The organism is Aeromicrobium sp. P2_G6 (assembly GCF_056403535.1).
Genome location: NZ_JBFUFH010000001.1, coordinates 897,433 through 916,511 on the forward strand (window position 1 = coordinate 897,433; position 19,079 = coordinate 916,511).

Below are 19,079 nucleotides of genomic sequence, written 5' to 3' on the forward strand. Positions count from 1 at the left end.
CGCCCAGCGTACGGTCGGGCGTTACTGCCCCAGCGTCGCCAGGTCGATGACCTCGTCGGACGAGGGCGCCTCGACCGTCCCGACCTTGCTGTACGAGAAGTCGAGCGTGCCTTCGCCGTCGTCGGTGGTGACGAGGCTGATCGGCCGGCCGTCCTTCTTGCCGAAGTAGAACGTGCCGTTGTCGCTCTTGAGGGCGACGCAGTCGACGCCGTTGACCTTCTTCTCCTTGCCCTTCGTGACCTTGCCGTCGGGGTCGAGGAGGTCGTCGAAGAATTCCTTCTTGTCGACGAAGTCGCCGATCTCGCCGAAGCTCTGGTTGTTGGGGTCGATCAGGACCCACTTGTCGCCGATCATCTCCATGGCCTCGGCCGGCGCGCCGCTCGACTGGAAGAACTCCTTGTCGGCCTTGAAGTAGGACTTGCCGTCGGCCTTCAACAGCTCGAGCTTCATGCCGCTGAAGCCGATGTTGCCCGTGACCGACTCGCCCGCGAACGACATGTTGACCTCGATCTCGCTCCCGGCCTCCTCGTCCTTGCCCTTGCCCTTGACCGTGACGAAGTCTTCGCTGGCCAGCTGCTTCTCGGCCGCGGCGAGGATCTTGGTGGCGGAGAGGTCGGCGACCCCTTCGTCGTCCGAGCCACCGTCGGAACCGCCGCAGCCGACAAGGGCGAACGACGAGGCGACGATGAGGGCGGAAAGGCGTACGCGGAAGGCCATCGGTGATCTCCTGTGTGGATGGCGTCCCCCCTGGGATGCCGGCTGAGGCTTGTCTGGAACACCCTCTCGTGAATGCTGAGAATTCGCCAACCAAACGGCCGAACGGGACGCGCATCACATTGCCATTGCAACTAGTTGCATAGTACGGTCTCGCGCATGGCTCTGGAGCACGCGATCCTGGTGTCCCTCGCGGAGAAGTCCGCTTCGGGCTATGACCTCGCGCGCCGCTTCGACGCCTCGATCGGCCACTTCTGGAAGGCCAGCCACCAGCAGATCTACAAGGTGCTGGGCCGCATGGAGTCCGACAAGTGGGTCGAGGCGCACCTGGTCGCGCAGACCGGCCGGCCCGACAAGAAGGTCTACGCCATCACGGCCGACGGCCGCGACGAGCTCATGCGCTGGTCGTCGACTCCCACACCCCATGAGAAGTACCGCAGCGAGTTCGCCGTCAAGCTGCGCGGCCTGCGCTTCGGCGATCGCGACGCGGTGCTGTCGGACGTACGTATCCGTCGCGAGGCGCACGTGGCCCAGCTGGCGTACTACGAGGCCAGCGCCGCGAAGCACTATCCCGATCCGTCAGCAGTCACAGACGACGAGCTCGGCGCCTTTCTGGTGCTGCGCGGCGGCTTCATCCAGGAGCAGAGCGGCATCGCCTGGTGCGACGAGATCCTTCAGGCCCTCGGGGTGCACGGTGGTTGAGGTGCGGAGGGTTTCGAGACGGGCTCGTTCCTCGCCCTCCTCAACCAGCGGTTCTCGCAGCGCGTACGCCCACCAGCAGCACGCCGAGGCCGATCACGATCGCCGTCGTGATGAGCACCGCATGCACCCACAGGAACGCCGTCGGTGCGCTGTGCCAGTGCTCGCCGTCCCACGCGCGGTCGTCGTCCACGATCGCCTTGGCGAAGCGCGGCCAGATCACGACGTTGAACACGCCCGCGACGACGAGGAACCGGGCAGCGAGCTTGGAGATCACGTGGCCATCCCATCACAGGAGTCCGAATGAACGAGTTCCGTGCAGCCGTGGAAGCGGGAGACTTCGCCGCGCTCGGCGACCTGCTCGCCGAGGACGTGGTGTTCCGCAGTCCTGTCGCCTTCAAGCCGTACGAAGGGCGGCCGATCGTCGCGGCGATCCTCCGCGGGGTCGGCCGGGTCTTCACCGACTTCCGGTACGTCCGGGAGCTCGCCGACGGGCAAGGCTCGGCGCTGGTGTTCGAGACCGTCGTCGACGGCGTCTCCGTCAACGGAATCGACCTGATCAGCACCAACGAAGCCGGCCTGATCAGCGAGCTCACCGTCATGGTGCGCCCGCTGTCCGGCGCCAATGCCCTCGCCCAGGCCATGGGCGCCCAGTTCGACCAGATCCAGGCAGAAGCCCTGGCCGACCTCACCGGAGAGACTCGATGACCCCATATCCCCATCTGCTGGAGCCGCTCGACCTCGGCCACACGACGCTGCGCAACCGCGTGATCATGGGCTCGATGCACACCGGCATGGAGGACCGGGCCAAGCATCTGCCGGAGCTCGCGGCCTACTTCGCCGAGCGGGCCAAGGGTGGCGTGGCGCTGTCCGTGACCGGCGGCTACGCGCCCAACTGGCACGGCTGGCTTTCGCCGTTCGGGTCGCTCATGACGTCCAAGCGGTTCGCCGACAAGCACCGGATCGTCACCGACGCGGTGCACGAGCACGACGGCAAGATCGCGATGCAGCTCCTGCACGCCGGGCGCTACGGCTACCACCCGTTCAAGCGCGCCGCGTCGGGCAAGCCGTCGCCGATCACGCCGATGGGCAAGCCCAAGGCGATGTCGACCAGGGAGGTCGACCGCACGATCACGGACTTCGCCGACTCGGCCAAGCTCGCAAGGCGGGCCGGCTACGACGGCGTCGAGATCATGGGCTCCGAGGGCTATCTGATCAACCAGTTCCTGACGGCGAGGACCAACGACCGTACGGACCGGTGGGGCGGCAGCGCCGAGAACCGCATGCGCTTCCCGGTCGAGATCGTCGAGCGCGTACGCGAGGCGGTCGGCGACGACTTCATCGTGATGTACCGGATGTCGCTGCTCGACCTCGTCGACGATGCGCAGAGCTGGGACGAGACCGTCGCGCTGGCCAAGAAGATCGAGGCGGCCGGCGTCTCGATCATCAACACCGGCATCGGATGGCACGAGGCTCGCATCCCGACGATCGTCACCTCGGTGCCCCGCGGCGCCTTCTCGTGGGTCACCGGCAAGCTGCGGCCCGAGGTGTCGGTGCCCGTCGTGGCGTCCAACCGCATCAACACTCCCGAGATCGCCGAGGAGATCATCGCCTCGGGCCAGGCCGACCTCGTGTCGATGGCGCGGCCGCTGCTGTCCGATCCGTACTTCGTCGCCAAGGCGGCGGAGAACCGCGCAGACGAGATCAACACGTGCATCGCCTGCAACCAGGCGTGCCTCGACCACACGTTCAAGAACCAGCGCGCGAGCTGCATGATCAACCCCCGCGCAGGGCACGAGACCTCGCTGATCCTGTCTCCCACGCGTACGTCCAAGCGCATCGCAGTCGTCGGCGCCGGCCCTGCCGGGCTCGCCGCGGCGACCGAGCTGTCGGGGCGCGGGCACACCGTTGAGCTGTTCGAGGCGTTGCCCGAGGTCGGCGGCCAGTTCCGGCTGGCGATGCAGATCCCCGGCAAGGAGGAGTTCAAGGAGACGATCCGCTACTACACCCGGCGCCTGGAGCTCGGTGGCGTCAAGGTCCACCTCAACACCGAGGCAACGGTCGACGATCTGGCCAGCTTCGACGAGATCGTCGTCGCGACCGGCGTCGAGCCGCGCATCCCGTCGGTGCCCGGCGTCGAGCACCCCAACGTCGTCAACTACCAGGACGTCATCCGTCACCGCGCCCCCGTCGGGCGCCGCGTCGCCGTGATGGGCGCCGGGGGCATCGGCTTCGACGTCTCAGAGTTCCTGCTGCACGAGCCGGATGAGTCGATCGAGCACTGGATGGAGCGCTGGGGCGTCACCGACCCGGAGCTCGAGCGCGGCGGACTCGCCACCAAGCTCAAGGCGCCGCCCAAGCGCGAGGTCATCCTGCTGCAGCGCAAGACCACCGAGCTGGGCAAGGGCCTCGGCAAGACGACGGGCTGGGTGCATCGCCAGACCCTCAAGGACTCCGGTGTCGAGATGGTCAAGGGTGTCTCGTACGACCGCATCGACGACGCCGGCCTGCATGTCACGGTCGCCACCGGCAAGGACACCAGCGAGTCACGGGTCCTCGACGTCGACACGATCGTGCTGTGCACCGGCCAGGAGTCCGTACGCGGTCTGATCGAGCCGCTCGAGGCGCTCGGCAAGCCGGTGCACGTCATCGGCGGTGCCGACGTCGCCGCCGAGCTCGACGCCAAGCGCGCCATCAAGCAAGCCACGGAGCTCGCCGCGAGGCTGTGACCTGCTTCCGGCTCACGGGGTACTCGCGCAGCACATGGCGGTCGAGTAGGGGAGGCCGCCCGCGGCCGAGCCGTATCGAGACCACGTGACGTTCTGAACGACATACTGGACCGGTGAGCACCCGGATCGTCCTGCTGCGCGCCGTCAACGTCGGGGGCACGCAGCTGCCCATGGCCGAGCTGCGCACGATCGCCACCGAGCTCGGGGCGACCGACGTCCAGACGTACATCGCCTCGGGCAACCTCATCGCCGACGTACCGGGCAAGGGTGCCGACTTCGACCGTGCCCTCGGGAAGGCGATCGAGAAGCGCTATGGCTGGTTCCGCGACGTCATCTCCCGCACGCCGGCGCAGGTCCGCAAGGCGCTCGACGCGCATCCGTTCGAGGTGGCCGAGCCGAAGTACTCCTACGTCTCCTTCCTGGCCGGCAAGCCGACCGCCGAGGCGATCGCGAAGGCCGAGACGTACGAGACCGGCGACGACCAGTGGAAGGTCATCGGCACCGAGCTGCACATCCGGTACGCCAACGGTGCCGGCAGGCCGCAGATGAAGACCGACTCGATCGGCCGCGCGCTCAAGGTGCCCGGCACGGCCCGCAACCTCAACACCGTCAAGAAGCTCATCGAGCTGGCGGGCTGAGACATGGGGCGGGGCCGCCACCTCAAGGTGACGACCCCGTCATGGTTCAGAAGTAGTGTCTTCGACCGCCGATGCCGCGGTCCATCGAGCCCAGGATCCACAAGACTGCACCGACAATCACCAAGATGATGCCAATCGTGTACAGGATCGGGACATTGAGCACTGCTCCCAGGATCAACAGGATGAGTCCGAGAATGATCACAGCGGTTCCTATCTTCCCTCAGCCGACGGTTGCCGGCTCATTTCATCTCCGGACATACCCGCCGAGCGGCGTTTGAAGCACCAGACAGGCTTTCTGGGTTCGTGGTCGTGGCGGGAACGTACGCTTGAAGACGTGAATCATCAGTCGGTCGAGCAGGTCCTCGGCGATCGGCGCTGGCTCGTGCTCACCGGCGCCGGGGTGTCGACCGACTCCGGGATCCCTGACTATCGCGGGCCGGGTTCGCCGGTGCGGACACCGATGACCTACCAGGAATTCGTGCGTACGCCCGAGGGTCGGCAGCGCTACTGGGCGCGAGCCCATGTCGGGTGGAGCCGGATGCGCGGGGCGAAGCCCAACGCGACGCACTACGCGTTGGCCGGCCTCGAGCGCGACGGGCGCCTCACCGGTCTCATCACCCAGAACGTTGACGGGTTGCACGGACGTGCCGGGCACCGCGACGTCATCGACCTGCACGGGCGGATCGACCGGGTCATCTGTCTGCAGTGCCGTGAGCTGACACCGCGATCCGATCTGCACGCCAGGCTCTCGATGCTCAACCCCGGCTACGAGACCCGCGTCGGCGAGGTGGCGCCGGACGGCGACGTGGTGCTGGACGACACCGCCGACTTCCAGGTCGCCGAGTGCACGACATGCCGCGGCGACCTCAAGCCGGATGTGGTGTTCTTCGGCGAGAACGTTCCGAAGGACCGGGTCGAGCGCAGCTATGCCCTTGTCGAGGAGGCCGAGGTGCTGGTCGTGCTCGGCTCGTCGCTGCAGGTGATGTCCGGGCTGCGGTTCGTACGCGCGGCGCACAAGCGCGGCATCCCGGTCGCCATCATCAACCGCGGGACGACGCGCGGCGACCACCTCGCGACCGTCAAGCTGGAGGCCGGCTGCGCTGAGACGCTGGCGCTGCTGGCCGGTGGTCGCGCCACCTCGCCGGCCTGAGCACTGGACGCACAGGCGCCCGGACTCGACCGGAGCCGGCGAGGTGATGCTGCTGGCTAGACGGCCAGCGCCTTGTTGGGATCGTGGACGACGACGGTGCTCGCAACGAGGTCCGGCAGCGACCGGCGGTCAGGACGCGTCAGGAACAGGATGAACGAGACGAGCAGGGTGATGACCGACAAGATTCCCTGCGCGATGCCACCCACGATGTTGCGGAGCGCCATCGGTCCGAAGGTGGCGAGCTTGCGCTGTTCGGGACGGTAGACCTTCATCCCGAGCACCTGCAGGGCCGGCGACGTCCCCTTGGTCCACGCGATGATTCCCCAGATCAGGTAGCCGATTCCGAGCGTGACGATGACGAGCGGGATCGCGAGGAAATAGGCTCCGACGCGTCGTCCGTGAGAAGCCAGCTCGACTCCGTGGGGCAAGGCGATGCCGCTCGCGTGGTCGACGTGGAAACCGTCCGGCATCTGAGGTGCTGGCTGAGAATAGTCGGTCATCTGTGTTCCTTCGTGTCTGTGGTGGGCCGCTGGTCGCGACCGCGGCACAGACTACCGACAAACTGTCACCTCATTGACCAGGAACGCCCCGATCCGCATCGCGGGTCGGGGCGTTCCTGCGTGTGGATCAGCTGAGCTGGCGGAGGCGTACGGTCTCTGGCAGGCCGGCGAGCTCCTTGAGCACGTCTGGCCCGACCTCGGCCGCGACGTCGGTGAGCACGTAGCCCAGCTCGCCGCGCGTCGACAGCGACTGCGCCTCGATGTTGACCTCGTGATCGCCGAGCAGGCCGTTGATCCTGGCCAGCACGCCAGGGTGGTTCAGGTGCACCAGCGCGAGTCGGTGCTTCGTGGCGTCCGACGGCAGGTTGATCTCCGGCAGGTTGACGCTGAGCGACGTGCCACCGGCCGAGGCGTACGACCGGAGCTTGGAAGCCACGAAACGGCCGATGTCCTGCTGCGCCTCCTCGGTGGACCCGCCGACGTGCGGGGTGAGGATGACGTTGGGCAGGCCGCGCAGGTCCGACTCGAACGCGTCGCCCTGGCGCTTGGGCTCGACCGGGAAGACGTCGAGCGCGGCGCCGGCGATGTGCCCGGACTCGATGTGCTGACGCAGCGCTGCGGTGTCGACCGCGATGCCGCGCGAGAGGTTGAGGAACAGCGAGCGCGGCTTCATCTGCGCCATCTCCTCGGCGCCGAACAGCCCGGCGTTGCCGGGTCGCCCGTCGACGTGCAGCGTCACGACGTCCGAGGTCTGCAGCAGCTCCTCGATCGTCGAGCAGCGCTTGGCGTTGCCGAGCGCGAGCTTGTCGTCGATGTCGAAGAACACGACCTTGAAGCCCAGCGCCTCCGCGATGACCGACAGCTGGCTGCCGATGTTGCCGTAGCCGACGATGCCGAGCGTACGGCCGCGGACCTCGTGGCTGCCGGCGGCCGACTTGTTCCACACACCGTTGTGCATGTCGGTCGACTTCTCGTGGAGCCGGCGGGCCAGCGAGATGATCTCGGCGATTGCGAGCTCGACGACGCTGCGGGTGTTGGAGTAGGGCGCGTTGAACACCGCGATGCCCCGCTTGGTGGCCGCGGGCAGGTCGATCTGGTTGGTGCCGATGCAGAACGCGCCGATCGCGATCAGGTCGGGAGCCGCGTCGAGCACCTTGTCGGTGATGTAGGTCGTCGAGCGGATCCCGAGCAGGTGCACGCCCTGGATCGCCTCGATCAGCTCGTCCTCGCCGAGGGCGCCGTCGCGGGTCTCGACCTGGTAGCCCTTGCCACGCAGGAAGTCGGCCCCGTCGACGTGGATGTTCTCGAGCAGCAGGACGCGTACGTCCTCGTCCTCGAGCAGCGAGGTCGGGAATGGATCAGTGGTCGTCATGGTCATCATCATCTCGGTTGCCTCCAGTCAGCAATGCACGGCTGACGTGGGGCCCAGGCGAACGGTCCCGATGTCCGGTGTTTGCAGTCGCTCCCCGGTGGTATCCACCTCAACGCCAGTCGCGACCGACTTCGACGAGTCTACCGCGTGGGTACAGGTGGACTGACGGCGCCGACATTTGCTGAGACAGCTCAGAGGCTGGTCAGCGACTCGCGCAGGAGCTCGAAGAAGCGCGCCGCGTCCGCATCGGTCGCGACCTGCACGTCGCCGCCTCCGAGGGTGATGTCCGTACGCCCGCGGGTCGGCGAGTCACCGGTGTGGACCCGGACAGTCGCGGGTCTGAGCGTGATGAGGGTCGGGTCCACGATGTAAGCGACGGTCAGCGCGTCGTGCACGGGTGCCGCAGCGCGGCCGCCCATCGCGGGGAGCTGGCGATAGCGCTCGATGCGTTGCTCGATGAAGTCCGCCGCGACCCCGGCGGCTGCGCCCCCGCCTGCACGCAGGGCTGCGCACTGCTCGGCCGTGACGGTCGCGCGATAGGTCGCGTCGAGGGGGACGAGGACCAGCCGTTCGAACCCCGCGTCGAGCACGCGCTGGGCGGCCTCGGGGTCGTGGCCGACGTTCGTCTCGACCTCGGGCAACCGGCCGCCGCGCTCGATGACGCCGCCCATCATGACGATCTCGTCGACCGCGTCCACGAACGCAGGGTCCGCGCCGACCGCGGATGCGACGTTGGACATCGAGCCGGTCGGCACGAGGGTGAACCGCTGGGTCGTGGCCCGGGCCGTCTCGACGAGCCATTCGACGGCGTCCTGCTGCTCGACCGTCTGTGTCGCCGGCGGGAGGGGCAGCGTGTCGGGCTCGGGGCTACCGACGGGCGCCGGCGCTCCAGGTGGCGGCTCGATCGGCGCTCCGCGCCCGGCGTACACGGGTATGTCGGTCCGACCGATCAGGTCGAGCGTCCTGAGGGAATTGTCTGCCGTGTGCTCGACGGCGTGGTTGCCCCAGACCGCCGTCACCGCCAGCAGGTCGAGCTCGGGCCTGGCCGCCGCCAACATGATGGCGATCGCGTCGTCGGTCCCCGTGTCGCAGTCGAGGATCAACCGGCGCGGCATGTGGCTACTCCTGCGGGTTCGACCCGATGAACCGAGCCAGCATCTCGGGCGGCATCTGCTGGTCGAGGTTGGCCAGCCTGACCTGGCCCTGCGCGACGAGCCGGCCGTCCTGGTCGACCGAGTCCAGGTGCCAGAGCTGCTGGCTGCGGCCGCGATGGATCGGCGTCGCCGTCGTGGTGATGGTGTCCCCGACCTTGGCCTGGCGCAGGAAGTCCGTCGAGTTGTTGGTGCCGACCACGATGCCCTTGTCGCCCAGCCAGACCTGGCCGGCCCAGCTCGCCGTGGACTCGTGGACGGTGCAGTAGGCACCGCCGTGCGGGATGCCGAACGGCTGCAGGTGCTGCTCGCCGATCGTGAAGCGTACGACGAACTTGTCGGGAGTCGACTCGACGTGCTCGACGCCGAGCAGGCCGTCCAAACCGGGGATCTGGGTCATGCCGAAGTCCCCTTTGAGAAGTAACGATATGGGGACATCGGCATGACTGCCCCATGGTTCACTCGCTGGCGCTCGCTCATGCGAAGAGCCTATGAGGCGTACGTCTTGCACATCTCAGTGGTACTCGTGCATCACGGCGTGGCCCTTGCCGCGACCGATGAGCCAGCGGTTGACCGGCACCGTCACGACGAACGCGACAGCGAGCGAGAACGCGAGGCTCCCCCAGAACAGGAAGCTGGCCAGGCCTGCGTCCATCGCACCCGGCACCGCAACGAGCACGGTGTTGTCGATGATCTCCATCGTCAGGATCGACAACGTGTCGGCAGCGAGGGCGACCTTGATCGCACCGGCGAACGGGATGCCGGCGGCGAGCACCGGCCGGATCGTCAGGGCGTAGCCGAAGAAGAACGCGAGCACGATCGACAGGATGATCGTCGTGGCGTTGTGCAGGCCGAACGCCGTGCCGATGACCATGCCGAGGACCTCGCCGATCGCACAGCCGGTGAGGCAGTGGACCGTTGCCGAGATCGCGCTCCTCGTGAGCTCGCGGCCGGTCATCGCCATGTCGTGCATGTGGTGGTGCTCGTGCTGAGTCATGAGGATCCTTCCGAGTTGAGCGTCTTGAAGCTGCGCAGCCGCAGGCTGTTGGAGACGACGAAGACCGACGAGAACGCCATCGCGGCGCCGGCCAGCATGGGGTTGAGCAACCCTGCGGCGGCCAACGGGATGCCGACGACGTTGTATGCGAAGGCCCAGAACAGGTTGCCCTTGATCGTGCCCAGCGTGCGACGGGACAGCCGGATCGCGTCGGGCACGGCCCGCAGGTCACCGCGTACGAGGGTCAGGTCGGACGCCTCGATCGCGGCGTCCGTGCCGGTCCCCATGGCCAGGCCCAGGTCGGACTGCGCCAGGGCGGCGGCGTCATTGACGCCGTCACCGACCATCGCGACGGTACGGCCCTCCTGCTGGAGCCGGCGGATGACGTCGACCTTGTCGCCGGGCCGCACCTCGGCGTACACCTCGTCGATGCCGACGACCGCGGCAACGGCTCGGGCCGCGCGCTCGTTGTCGCCGGTCAGCAGGACGGGGCGGAGGCCGAGGTCGCGGAGCTGGCGCACCGCCTCGGCGCTCGACTCCTTGATCGTGTCGGCGACGACCAGGATGCCGCGGACGGCACCGTCCCAGCCGACGACGACGGGCGTACGCCCCAGCGCCTCGGCCTCGTCCTTGGCTCCGCTGAGGTCGCCAAGCGGCTGTGACCAGTCGGCGAGGAACGCCTCGCGGCCGACCACGACCGCGTGGCCCTCGACGACGCCCTGCACACCGAGCCCTTCGGTGTTGCTGAAGCCCTCGACGGGTGGCAGCAGCCCGTGCTCGGAGCGACCGGCATCGGCGATCGCGCGGGCGATCGGGTGCTCCGAGGCGTCCTCGAGCGCGCCGGCGATGCGGAGCACGGTCGCGCGGTCCTCGCCCTCGGCGACGACCACCTCGTGCAACGTCATCCTGCCGGTCGTGACGGTGCCGGTCTTGTCGAGCACGACGGTGTCGATCGTCCGGGTGGACTCCAGCACCTCGGGGCCCTTGATCAGGATGCCGAGCTGCGCACCGCGACCCGTGCCGACCATGAGGGCGGTCGGCGTCGCGAGGCCCAGCGCGCACGGGCAGGCGATGATGAGGACCGCGACGGCAGCCGTGAAGGCCGCGGACGCCCCCTCACCGGTGCCGAGCCAGAAACCGAGCGTGCCGACCGCCAGGGCGATCACGATCGGGACGAAGATGCCCGAGATCGAGTCGGCGAGCCGCTGCGCCTGAGCCTTGCCGCTCTGCGCGTCCTCGACCATCTGGGCCATCTGAGCGAGCTGGGTCTCGGCGCCGACGCGGGTGGCCCGCACGGTCAGCCGGCCGCTGGTGTTGACGGTGCCGCCCACGACCTCGTCGCCGGGGACGACCTCGGCGGGCACGGACTCGCCGGTGACCATCGACGCGTCGACCGCGGACGTGCCGTCCTCGATCACGCCGTCGGTCGCGATCTTCTCTCCCGGACGTACGACGAAGATGTCGCCGACGTGCAGGTCGTCGGTGGGGATGCGGACCTCGACGCCGTCGCGTACGACCGAGACCTCCTTCGCGCCCAGCGCGAGCAGCGCCCGCAGCGCCGAGCCGGATCGCCGCTTGGCGCGGGCCTCGAAGTAGCGCCCGGCCAGCAGGAACGTCGTCACACCGGCGGCGGCCTCGAAGTAGATGTTGGCGCTGCCGTCCATGCGGGAGATCGTCAGCTCGAACGGGTGCTTCATCCCCGGCTCGCCGGCCGTGCCCCAGAACAACGCGTACAGCGACCAGCCGAGGGCCGCGAGTGTGCCGAGCGAGATCAGCGTGTCCATCGTCGCCGCGCCGTGGCGCAGGTTGGCCCAGGCAGCGAGGTGGAACGGCAGCGCTCCCCAGATGACGACCGGCGCCGCCAACGTCAGCGACAGCCACTGCCAGTTGGTGAACTGCAGCGCGGGCACCATCGCCATCGCGATGACCGGCACGGTCAGCACGATCGAGATCAGCAGGCGGTTGAGCAGCGGGCGCGACGGATCGTCCTCGACCTCGTCGTCGGCCTGCTCGTCCTGGGGCGGATGCGGCAGCTGGGCCGTGTAGCCGGCTTTCGCGACCTCGGCGATCAGCAGCTCAGGGTCGATCGGACCCGACGTGTCGACCCGCGCCTTCTCGGTGGCGTAGTTGACCGACGCCGTCACACCGTCGAGCTTGTTGAGCCGCTTCTCGATGCGCATCGCGCACGAGGCGCAGGTCATGCCGCCGATCGACAGGTCGATCCGGTCGGTCGTGGGGTCTTGATCGATGAGTGCCATCTCAGTGCTCGTGCTCTGAATCGTCGTGGTTGTCGTCGTGCGCGTCCGTTGCGCCGGCCGCCTCGATGGTGAACTCGGCCGTACGCACGACATCACCGTGCTTGAAGTCGAGGTAGAGCCGGTAGCTGCCCTCGGACGGGAATGCGGCGTGGAACGTGATGCCGGGGCCGGGCTTGGTCCTGCCGTCGCCGGGCTCGCCGTCCGGGTGGACGTGGAGGTAGGCGAGGTCGCCGGCACGCAGCGCCACCAGGTGGCCGTACGCGGCGAGGTAGGGCTGCAGGTCGGTGACGGGCTGGCCGTCCTTGGCCACCGTCAACGTCAGCTTCGAGTCCCCGCCGGCCTTGGCGTCGCCGTCGAGCGTCACCGTGTAGTCGCCGATCGTCGCGGTCCGCGACGGCTCTGGCAGCGGCTTCGGCGCGACATCACCGGCTACCGAGAGGTCAGCCCCGAGGGTGAGCTGCGGGTCCTTGCCGGCCGGATCGAAGTCGGCGAACGTACGCCACTGGCCCGGCTCGAGCGTGAGGGTTGCCGTCCAGGTCCCGTGCTCGTCCATCGTCGGGTGGACGTGCTGGAATCCCGACAGGTCGCGCTTGGCCACGATGAAGTGCAGCTTCTTGTCGTGCAGCGTGGCGTAGTCGGTCAGCGGTTCGCCGTCCGGGCCCAGGATCGTGAACGTCACGGTCGCCCGGTCATCCGGCTGCTGCCGGGGCTCGTCGAGCACCAGGCGATAGCCGTTCTCGGCGACCTGCAGGCCGCCCGGGACGGTGTCGGCTGCCTCGGACATACCGGGCATGTCCTTCATCGCGCCGTCCTCACCGTGGTCCATCGCGGCAGGCTCGGAATCGACCGGTCCGACGGCGTTGCCGAGCGCGATCGCTGCGCCGAACACGACGCAGAGACCTGCGACGAAGACGCCGACCTTGGCTCCAGTACCGATATTCATGCGACCTGGTAGCCGGCTTCGGCGACGGCCTCGCGTACGGCGTCGTCGGCCACGGGCTCGGCCTCGGTCGTGACGGACAGGGCGCCGGTCGCCAGGTCGACGCTCAGGTCGCTGACCCCGGGGATCGCGCCGACCTCTTCGCTGACGGAGCGGACGCAGTGCTCGCAGGTCATGCCGACGACGGTGTAGGTGCTGGTGCTGGTGGTCATGGGGATTCCTCTCGTGGTGTTCGGTCAGCTGCGGACGAGGCGGGCGATGGCGTCGGACGCCTCGCGGATCTTGGCCTCGGACTCGGCGCCACCGGCGCGGGCGGCATCGACGACGCAGTGGTTGAGGTGGTCGTCGAGCAGGCCCAGCGACACCGACTGGAGCGCCTTGGTCATGGCGGAGACCTGGGTCAGGATGTCGATGCAGTACTGGTCCTCCTCGACCATGCGCTGCAGGCCGCGGGCCTGGCCCTCGATGCGACGCAGCCGCTTGAGGTAGTCGTCCTTCTTGTCGTCATACCCGCGTGCTTCGTGATCGTGCGCCATCGTGACTCCTCGTTCTTACCCCTGGGGGGTATGTGTCCGTGGCTCGACCATATACCCCTAGGGGGTACTACGCAAGTGGCCGGCAACGGTCTGCCCTTGCTTGTTGCCCGGAACTGGAGGATGTTTGGACTGACAAAGCAGGGGGTATGTCAGGTTGGTCGAAGCCGGCCGGGATGCGCGCGAGCGACAGGACTTCCCGGCCGACCTCGACACCGAGGAGGCGGGCCAACTGGCTTGCGCAGACGGCTGGCCCGCCCGCCCTCCGTTCCTGGAGCTCGCCGCCCCGTACGTGCCGCGGGCACAACCCGTTTGTGAGTGTGAATGGCTCTCGCACTTGCGGGTAATGCGGCGCTGTCGGCGTCGTTGAGCAGACAGCGCGCCGGACGGCGATGCCCCACCCCGAATCAGTCAGGGTGGGGCATCCGCTCCATGATGCCGACGTCGCGTGGACGCCTCAGGCGTGGGTCGCCGCGCTGCCCTCGTGGTCTCCGACGCGCTGCGCCAGGCCGTCGAGCCATGTGTTGAGGTGGCGTCGGTACCAGCCGCGGCCGGACCACTTCTCCGGGTCCGCGAATCCCGGGACCGCATGGTCCGGGAGGTCCGAGCGATCGGCGATCGACTCGAGCCGGGCGGCCTCCATCGACGACACCAGGACGAGACCTCGCACGAACTCGATGGCTGCGGTGGCGTCGACGACATCGAGGCCCTCGCGCTGCAGCGACTCGATGTGCGGCGTGACCATCTCGAGAAAGCCGGGTGACACCTGTTTGGTCCGCAGGGCGGTGATGTCATACCCGGGATATTCGCCACACACTGTCCAGAACGTCTCCCCGAGCTGCTCGAGGTGTTCACGCCATGGCAGATCCGTGGAAGGCCACGGAGCCGATCGGGCGATGCGGTCCAGCACCTGGACGACCAGGTCCTCGCGGTCAGTGAAGTAGCGGTACAGCCCCGAATGCACGACGCCGAGTCGTGCAGCGATCGACGGCATGCTGAAGGTCCCGAGTCCCTCGGCCAGTGTCGCGTCGATGATCTGGTCGACCGTCAGCGTTCGCGGTCTTCCGGGCTTTGCGTTCATTTTTCAAGATTACGCGCCACTCTCGGTGGCGCATGACGAATGGCGCGAAGTAGTGCCAAAGGACCAGGCCAGGGGGTTAGTGCTGGTCAGGACGCCTGTCCGCGCAGCTCACCGATCAGGGCGAGCTCATCCGATCGGCTCAACCCGGCCTTGCGCTCACGATCGAGACCACGGGCGCGCTCGTCCTCGAGCGTGGCGCTGATGGTGTCGCGCAGCGGGCGCCGCTCCAGGCCGTACGCCAACGCGCGCGCATCGTCCATGAGCCCCATGCCGTGGTGGCTCGCGGGCAGCCACAGCGGCAGCGATCGTGGCCCCATCCACTCCTCGACGCCGTGCTCGCGCAGCCACGACTCGCCGGCAAGCACCTGATCGCCGGTGAACCCGGCCACCTCCGCGGACAACGCGATGAGCTCACCCACGGTCGTACGCTCGCCGGCCCCGTGCACCGTGCCGGTCGCTCCACCCTCGGCCGACGCGACGATCCAGCGGGCCAGGTCGCGGACGTCGATGACCTGCATCGGCTGATCGGCGACGGCCGGGACCAGCACCGGCCCGTCGCCCGCGAGCGCGAACCGGGCGGCGTAGTGACCGAGCCGGTCCGACCGGTCTCCCGGGCCGCCGATCAGCCCCACGCGGACGATCAGGTGCCGGTGGAGCTGCCGTACGGCCTGCTCGCAGGCGACCTTGCCCTCGCCGTACTGCTCCGGCCCCGCCACGTCACCCTCGAGCGGGTCGAGCACCGGCGAGTCCTCGTGGAGAGGTCCACTCTGGTCGGCGTAGACGGACCCGGTCGACACGAGGGTCCAGTGCGTCGCGGCCGAGCCCAGCGCGCTGATCGCCGACCGCACCTGGCCGGGCTGCCGCGACACGTCGATCACGATCTCCCAGCCACGGCCGCGAAGCTGGTCGTAGGCCCCGGGGTCTGCACGGTCGGCCTGGACGAACGTCGCGCCGGCCGGCGCGTCGCCGGACTCGCCGCGGGCCAGGCAGGTGACGTCGTGGCCCCGGGCGATCGCCTCACGCGCGATCTGCCCGCCGACCCAGGAGGTGCCGCCGAGGACGAGTACGGAGCTCATGCGGGGTCCCCGCGAAAGCACGAGCGCAGCGAGGGGTTTCGTGGGGTGGTCATGCCCTCAATCAACCACGGGAGCGCGGTGCCAGGACAGGTCTGTTCACTCCCGGCAGAACGTACGCTCGACAGATGCCACTGACCCTGAGCCACCCGGCGGCGGTCCTGCCGTTGCGCCGCCTCGGCCTGCCGATGACCTCGATGGTCATCGGCAGCATGGTGCTCGACGTCCCGCTCTACCTGGGGTCGAGGCGGGGCTACGAGCTCGCGCACAGCCCGCTCGGCGTCCCGACCGTCGACATCGCCGGTGCGCTGCTCGTGCTGGCGATCTGGTTCGCGGTGCTGCGTGACCCATTGGTCGACCTCACGCCCGCCGCGGTCCGGGTCAGGCTGGCGCCGCGTGCCCGGCTGACCCGTCGGCAGTGGCTGCTCGCGCCTATCGGGGCGCTCATCGGCGGGATCACGCACGTCGTCTGGGACTCCTTCACCCACAGCACGACCTGGGGCTACGAGCACGTCGGCTGGTTGCGGACCGACCACCTCGGGATCTCAGGGCTCCGGTGGGCGCAGTACGTCTCGGCGGTCGGAGGGCTCGCCGTCATCTGCTTGTTCACGCTCGCGCACGTGCGGCGGCTCCCCGTCATGCGCGATCGCCGACCCCCGCGGGTGCTTCCTGCTACCACGCTGCCCACGGTCATCCTGGTCGCCGCGGCCGCTGGACTGATCGCGGCACTGGCGAAGATCTCGGCGGGGCTGCACTCCATGGCGTTCCACGGCGCGGTCAGCTCGATCATCACCCTGACCGCAGGGATCGCGATCGTGTGCGTCGCGTGGCAGGTCATACGTCAGCGGAACCGGACGTCTGTGGGCGAGGCATAGCATTCAGGACATGGCCTCCGAACACGTTCTCACCGTCACCGGCACCGTCTTCATCCGCGAGCGCATCGCGGTCCCACCCGGTGCCGTCGCCACGGTCAAGCTCGTCGACACCGAGGGCGAGGTGCTGGCTGCCTCCGCCATCGACGCACCCGGCGTGCCGACCGAGTTCTCCTTGCACGTCGACCCGACCCTCGTCGCCGACCCGGACTCCCTGCTGGTCTGGGCGATGCTGCGCACGGAGGTCGGCGTCTGGGGCACCACCGACCTGGTCCCGGTCGACGGCGACTCCACCGAGGTGTTGCTGACCAAGATCGACACATGATGCGCCCGAGTCCCAACATCACGCACCTGAGTGACGAGGAGATAGGGAGCGGCCAGCCGATCCTTGGCCGCATCGCCCGGATGCTCAAGCCCTACCGGACCAAGATGGCGTACGTCGCGGTGGCGGTCGTCGCGTCCGCTGCGCTGACGTCGATCGCGCCGTTCTTCACCAAGGCGGTGTTCGACAAGGCGCTGTTCCCGACCGACGGCGGCGGCGTGGACCTCGGCCTGCTGGGCTGGCTGGTCGGCGCACTGTGCGCGATCCCTGTCGTCACGGCGCTGATCGGCATCGTGCAGAACTGGCTGACCTCGACGATCGGCAACTCGGCGATGGCCGACCTGCGCAGCGACCTGTTCGCGCACCTGCAGAAGATGGAGCTGGCCTTCTTCACGGCGACCAAGACCGGCGCGATCCAGTCGCGCCTGGCCAACGACGTCGCCGGCGTACGCACCGTGCTGACCGACACCGCGACCTCGATCCTGCAGAACAGCGTCACGGTCACCGCCGCATTCATCTCGATGGTGATCCTGTCGTGGCAGCTCACGGTGCTGACCCTGATCGTCATGCCGCTGTTCGTGTGGATCCAGCTGCAGGTCGGCAAGCGACGCCAGCGGCTCGCGCGCAAGACGCAGGAGTCGCTGTCGGAGATGACCTCGATCACCGAGGAGGCGCTCAGCGTCTCCGGCATCCTGCTGTCGAAGGTGTTCAACCGCGCCGACTCCGAGGTCGAGCGCTATCGCGAGGCCAACCGCAACCAGACCCGTCTCCAGGTCGAGCAGGCCATGACCGGCCGGGCGTTCTTCGCGACGGTGCAGACGTTCTTCGCGATCACCCCTGCGCTGATCTACCTCGTCGCGGGCTACATGCTCGACGGCGGCACCGCCCTGACCGCGGGCACCTTGGTCGCGTTCACGACGCTGCAGGCTCGGCTGCAGATGCCGCTGCTGCAGCTCATGCGGGTGTCGCTCGACGTGCAGACGTCGCTCGCACTGTTCCGCCGGCTGTTCGAGTACCTCGACCTCGAACCGGCGATCACCGAGCGCCCCGGCGCGGTGGCGCTCAACCCCAAGGACCTGCGCGGCGAGATCGAGTTCCGCGACGTGCACTTCCGCTATCCCGAACCGCGCAGCCTCACCGGCGGCACCACCGGCGACCGGTTCGGCGAGAGCAGCGTACGAATCGAGCGCTCCGAGCCCGCGCCTGAGCAGGGCTGGGCGCTCGACAGCGTGACGCTGCGGGTCGCGCCTGGACAGCTCGCGGCGATCGTCGGTCCATCGGGTTCGGGCAAGACGACCATGACGTACCTCATCCCGCGGTTCTACGACGTCACCACGGGGGCCGTCCTGATCGACGGGACCGACGTGCGTGACCTGACGATGGGATCGGTCGCCGATACGGTCGGCATGGTCACCCAGGAGCCGTACCTCTTCCACGGCACGATCCGCGACAACATCGCGTACGCCAAGCCCGATGCCACGGCCGAGGAGATCGAGCAGGCGGCGCGCGACGCCAACATCCACGACCGCATCCTGTCTTTCGCGGACGGCTACGAGACGATCACCGGTGAGCGCGGCTACCGGCTCAGCGGCGGCGAGAAGCAGCGCCTCGCGATCGCCCGGGTGCTGCTGATGGACCCCCGCATCCTGATCCTCGACGAGGCCACCTCGGCGCTCGACACCGAGACCGAGCGACTGGTTCAGGACGCGCTGGAGCGGGCGACGCACAACCGCACGACGATCGCGATCGCGCACCGGCTCTCCACGATCCACAACGCCGACGTCATCTTCGGGCTCGAGGAGGGCCGGCTCGTCGAGCAGGGCACGCACGACGAGCTGCTGGCGCTGGGCGGCCTCTACTCGCGCCTGTACGTCGAGCAGTTCGGCTCGGGCCAGATCGAGGCGCGCTTCACCGACGGCGTGCGGTTCATCGACGGTCAGACGTACTGCGACAAGCCCGGCGCCGACGACCGCCGCGCCGACGTGTCGTTCTAGCCGCGGCGGTTTACCAGGAGAACGTGGTAAACCGCCACTTCACCAGGCAGATTCGC

The 19,079-nt window shown here is 68.5% G+C and carries 22 protein-coding genes and 1 riboswitch; of the genes, 8 read left to right on the top strand and 14 right to left on the bottom strand.

Annotated elements, in window-relative coordinates; genetic code table 11:
* Positions 1 to 21: 21 nt before the first annotated feature.
* The gene (locus tag AC1DVU_RS04350; RefSeq protein WP_476921200.1) at positions 22 to 717 is read right to left on the bottom strand and encodes a hypothetical protein; all 696 of its coding nucleotides are present in this window, start codon (positions 715 to 717) and stop codon (positions 22 to 24) included.
* A 156-nt stretch (positions 718 to 873) separates the two neighbouring features.
* Here AC1DVU_RS04350 and AC1DVU_RS04355 point away from each other — a divergent pair, with 156 nt between their 5' ends.
* Positions 874 to 1,416, top strand: a complete 543-nt coding sequence (locus tag AC1DVU_RS04355; protein ID WP_476921201.1) for a PadR family transcriptional regulator — start codon at positions 874 to 876, stop codon at positions 1,414 to 1,416.
* 40 nt (positions 1,417 to 1,456) lie between these two features.
* Here AC1DVU_RS04355 and AC1DVU_RS04360 read toward each other — a convergent pair whose 3' ends face one another.
* Positions 1,457 to 1,690 (bottom strand): SCO4848 family membrane protein, encoded by a 234-nt coding sequence (locus tag AC1DVU_RS04360; RefSeq protein WP_476921202.1) that lies wholly within the window; start codon positions 1,688 to 1,690, stop codon positions 1,457 to 1,459.
* A 26-nt stretch (positions 1,691 to 1,716) separates the two neighbouring features.
* Between AC1DVU_RS04360 and AC1DVU_RS04365 the strand changes: the two genes are divergently transcribed.
* From AC1DVU_RS04365 to AC1DVU_RS04375, 3 genes are all read left to right on the top strand, one after another.
* Positions 1,717 to 2,121 (top strand): nuclear transport factor 2 family protein, encoded by a 405-nt coding sequence (locus AC1DVU_RS04365; protein ID WP_476921203.1) that lies wholly within the window; start codon positions 1,717 to 1,719, stop codon positions 2,119 to 2,121.
* Positions 2,118 to 4,142 carry an oxidoreductase gene (locus tag AC1DVU_RS04370; protein ID WP_476921204.1) on the top strand — a complete coding sequence of 675 codons (2,025 nt, stop codon included), beginning with the start codon at positions 2,118 to 2,120 and terminating at the stop codon, positions 4,140 to 4,142. Before AC1DVU_RS04365 ends, AC1DVU_RS04370 begins: the two co-directional genes overlap by 4 nt.
* A 113-nt stretch (positions 4,143 to 4,255) precedes the next feature.
* On the top strand, positions 4,256 to 4,780 hold the full coding sequence (locus AC1DVU_RS04375; protein ID WP_476921205.1) for a DUF1697 domain-containing protein: 525 nt from the start codon (positions 4,256 to 4,258) through the stop codon (positions 4,778 to 4,780).
* 46 nt (positions 4,781 to 4,826) lie between these two features.
* Here AC1DVU_RS04375 and AC1DVU_RS04380 read toward each other — a convergent pair whose 3' ends face one another.
* On the bottom strand, positions 4,827 to 4,982 hold the full coding sequence (locus AC1DVU_RS04380) for a DUF6131 family protein (RefSeq protein WP_476921206.1): 156 nt from the start codon (positions 4,980 to 4,982) through the stop codon (positions 4,827 to 4,829).
* Positions 4,983 to 5,114: 132 nt separating this feature from the next.
* Between AC1DVU_RS04380 and AC1DVU_RS04385 the strand changes: the two genes are divergently transcribed.
* Positions 5,115 to 5,930 carry an NAD-dependent protein deacetylase gene (locus AC1DVU_RS04385; RefSeq protein ID WP_476921207.1) on the top strand — a complete coding sequence of 272 codons (816 nt, stop codon included), beginning with the start codon at positions 5,115 to 5,117 and terminating at the stop codon, positions 5,928 to 5,930.
* A gap of 56 nt (positions 5,931 to 5,986) precedes the next feature.
* Here AC1DVU_RS04385 and AC1DVU_RS04390 read toward each other — a convergent pair whose 3' ends face one another.
* The 11 genes from AC1DVU_RS04390 to AC1DVU_RS04440 all read right to left on the bottom strand — a co-directional run bounded on the left by AC1DVU_RS04390 (position 5,987) and on the right by AC1DVU_RS04440 (position 15,838).
* Positions 5,987 to 6,430: an RDD family protein gene (locus AC1DVU_RS04390; protein WP_476921208.1), complete on the bottom strand. Its 444-nt coding sequence runs from the start codon at positions 6,428 to 6,430 to the stop codon at positions 5,987 to 5,989.
* A 127-nt stretch (positions 6,431 to 6,557) separates the two neighbouring features.
* A complete protein-coding gene (serA, locus tag AC1DVU_RS04395) occupies positions 6,558 to 7,802 on the bottom strand; it encodes a phosphoglycerate dehydrogenase (RefSeq protein ID WP_476921209.1) in 1,245 nt (414 codons plus the stop codon).
* A gap of 44 nt (positions 7,803 to 7,846) precedes the next feature.
* Positions 7,847 to 7,935, bottom strand: a riboswitch (ZMP/ZTP riboswitch).
* A gap of 58 nt (positions 7,936 to 7,993) precedes the next feature.
* Positions 7,994 to 8,917 (bottom strand): nucleoside hydrolase, encoded by a 924-nt coding sequence (locus tag AC1DVU_RS04400; protein ID WP_476921210.1) that lies wholly within the window; start codon positions 8,915 to 8,917, stop codon positions 7,994 to 7,996.
* 4 nt (positions 8,918 to 8,921) lie between these two features.
* Positions 8,922 to 9,353, bottom strand: a complete 432-nt coding sequence (locus AC1DVU_RS04405; RefSeq protein WP_476921211.1) for a PaaI family thioesterase — start codon at positions 9,351 to 9,353, stop codon at positions 8,922 to 8,924.
* A gap of 114 nt (positions 9,354 to 9,467) precedes the next feature.
* Positions 9,468 to 9,950 carry a DUF4396 domain-containing protein gene (locus AC1DVU_RS04410; protein WP_476921212.1) on the bottom strand — a complete coding sequence of 161 codons (483 nt, stop codon included), beginning with the start codon at positions 9,948 to 9,950 and terminating at the stop codon, positions 9,468 to 9,470.
* Complete coding sequence (locus tag AC1DVU_RS04415) at positions 9,947 to 12,208, bottom strand: heavy metal translocating P-type ATPase (RefSeq protein ID WP_476921213.1); 2,262 nt, start codon at positions 12,206 to 12,208, stop codon at positions 9,947 to 9,949. The genes AC1DVU_RS04410 and AC1DVU_RS04415 overlap by 4 nt, the downstream gene beginning before the upstream one ends.
* Position 12,209: 1 nt before the next feature.
* A complete protein-coding gene (locus tag AC1DVU_RS04420) occupies positions 12,210 to 13,151 on the bottom strand; it encodes a hypothetical protein (protein ID WP_476921214.1) in 942 nt (313 codons plus the stop codon).
* Complete coding sequence (locus tag AC1DVU_RS04425; protein ID WP_476921215.1) at positions 13,148 to 13,360, bottom strand: heavy-metal-associated domain-containing protein; 213 nt, start codon at positions 13,358 to 13,360, stop codon at positions 13,148 to 13,150. Before AC1DVU_RS04425 ends, AC1DVU_RS04420 begins: the two co-directional genes overlap by 4 nt.
* A gap of 24 nt (positions 13,361 to 13,384) precedes the next feature.
* Positions 13,385 to 13,684 carry a metal-sensitive transcriptional regulator gene (locus AC1DVU_RS04430; protein WP_332665116.1) on the bottom strand — a complete coding sequence of 100 codons (300 nt, stop codon included), beginning with the start codon at positions 13,682 to 13,684 and terminating at the stop codon, positions 13,385 to 13,387.
* Positions 13,685 to 14,138: 454 nt separating this feature from the next.
* The gene (locus tag AC1DVU_RS04435) at positions 14,139 to 14,762 is read right to left on the bottom strand and encodes a TetR/AcrR family transcriptional regulator (RefSeq protein ID WP_476921216.1); all 624 of its coding nucleotides are present in this window, start codon (positions 14,760 to 14,762) and stop codon (positions 14,139 to 14,141) included.
* Between the two features lie 86 nt (positions 14,763 to 14,848).
* Positions 14,849 to 15,838, bottom strand: a complete 990-nt coding sequence (locus AC1DVU_RS04440) for an NAD-dependent epimerase/dehydratase family protein (protein ID WP_476921217.1) — start codon at positions 15,836 to 15,838, stop codon at positions 14,849 to 14,851.
* Between the two features lie 125 nt (positions 15,839 to 15,963).
* Between AC1DVU_RS04440 and AC1DVU_RS04445 the strand changes: the two genes are divergently transcribed.
* The 3 genes from AC1DVU_RS04445 to AC1DVU_RS04455 are packed head-to-tail and all read left to right on the top strand — an operon-like array spanning position 15,964 to position 19,023.
* Positions 15,964 to 16,710: a DUF4184 family protein gene (locus AC1DVU_RS04445; RefSeq protein WP_476921218.1), complete on the top strand. Its 747-nt coding sequence runs from the start codon at positions 15,964 to 15,966 to the stop codon at positions 16,708 to 16,710.
* Between the two features lie 10 nt (positions 16,711 to 16,720).
* Entirely contained in the window at positions 16,721 to 17,032 is a 312-nt protein-coding gene (locus AC1DVU_RS04450; RefSeq protein WP_476921219.1) for a YbaY family lipoprotein, read from the top strand.
* Complete coding sequence (locus tag AC1DVU_RS04455) at positions 17,029 to 19,023, top strand: ABC transporter ATP-binding protein (RefSeq protein ID WP_476921220.1); 1,995 nt, start codon at positions 17,029 to 17,031, stop codon at positions 19,021 to 19,023. Before AC1DVU_RS04450 ends, AC1DVU_RS04455 begins: the two co-directional genes overlap by 4 nt.
* Positions 19,024 to 19,079: the final 56 nt, after the last annotated feature.

Coding starts and splice junctions, on each gene's coding strand:
- AC1DVU_RS04350 (WP_476921200.1), bottom strand. CDS start 717: ATGGCCTTCCGCGTACGCCTTTCCGCCCTCATCGTCGCCTCGTCGTTC.
- AC1DVU_RS04355 (WP_476921201.1), top strand. CDS start 874: ATGGCTCTGGAGCACGCGATCCTGGTGTCCCTCGCGGAGAAGTCCGCT.
- AC1DVU_RS04365 (WP_476921203.1), top strand. CDS start 1,717: ATGAACGAGTTCCGTGCAGCCGTGGAAGCGGGAGACTTCGCCGCGCTC.
- AC1DVU_RS04370 (WP_476921204.1), top strand. CDS start 2,118: ATGACCCCATATCCCCATCTGCTGGAGCCGCTCGACCTCGGCCACACG.
- AC1DVU_RS04390 (WP_476921208.1), bottom strand. CDS start 6,430: ATGACCGACTATTCTCAGCCAGCACCTCAGATGCCGGACGGTTTCCAC.
- serA (WP_476921209.1), bottom strand. CDS start 7,802: ATGACGACCACTGATCCATTCCCGACCTCGCTGCTCGAGGACGAGGAC.
- AC1DVU_RS04400 (WP_476921210.1), bottom strand. CDS start 8,917: ATGCCGCGCCGGTTGATCCTCGACTGCGACACGGGGACCGACGACGCG.
- AC1DVU_RS04405 (WP_476921211.1), bottom strand. CDS start 9,353: ATGACCCAGATCCCCGGTTTGGACGGCCTGCTCGGCGTCGAGCACGTC.
- AC1DVU_RS04410 (WP_476921212.1), bottom strand. CDS start 9,950: ATGACTCAGCACGAGCACCACCACATGCACGACATGGCGATGACCGGC.
- AC1DVU_RS04415 (WP_476921213.1), bottom strand. CDS start 12,208: ATGGCACTCATCGATCAAGACCCCACGACCGACCGGATCGACCTGTCG.
- AC1DVU_RS04420 (WP_476921214.1), bottom strand. CDS start 13,151: ATGAATATCGGTACTGGAGCCAAGGTCGGCGTCTTCGTCGCAGGTCTC.
- AC1DVU_RS04425 (WP_476921215.1), bottom strand. CDS start 13,360: ATGACCACCAGCACCAGCACCTACACCGTCGTCGGCATGACCTGCGAG.
- AC1DVU_RS04430 (WP_332665116.1), bottom strand. CDS start 13,684: ATGGCGCACGATCACGAAGCACGCGGGTATGACGACAAGAAGGACGAC.
- AC1DVU_RS04435 (WP_476921216.1), bottom strand. CDS start 14,762: ATGAACGCAAAGCCCGGAAGACCGCGAACGCTGACGGTCGACCAGATC.
- AC1DVU_RS04440 (WP_476921217.1), bottom strand. CDS start 15,838: ATGAGCTCCGTACTCGTCCTCGGCGGCACCTCCTGGGTCGGCGGGCAG.
- AC1DVU_RS04445 (WP_476921218.1), top strand. CDS start 15,964: ATGCCACTGACCCTGAGCCACCCGGCGGCGGTCCTGCCGTTGCGCCGC.
- AC1DVU_RS04450 (WP_476921219.1), top strand. CDS start 16,721: ATGGCCTCCGAACACGTTCTCACCGTCACCGGCACCGTCTTCATCCGC.
- AC1DVU_RS04455 (WP_476921220.1), top strand. CDS start 17,029: ATGATGCGCCCGAGTCCCAACATCACGCACCTGAGTGACGAGGAGATA.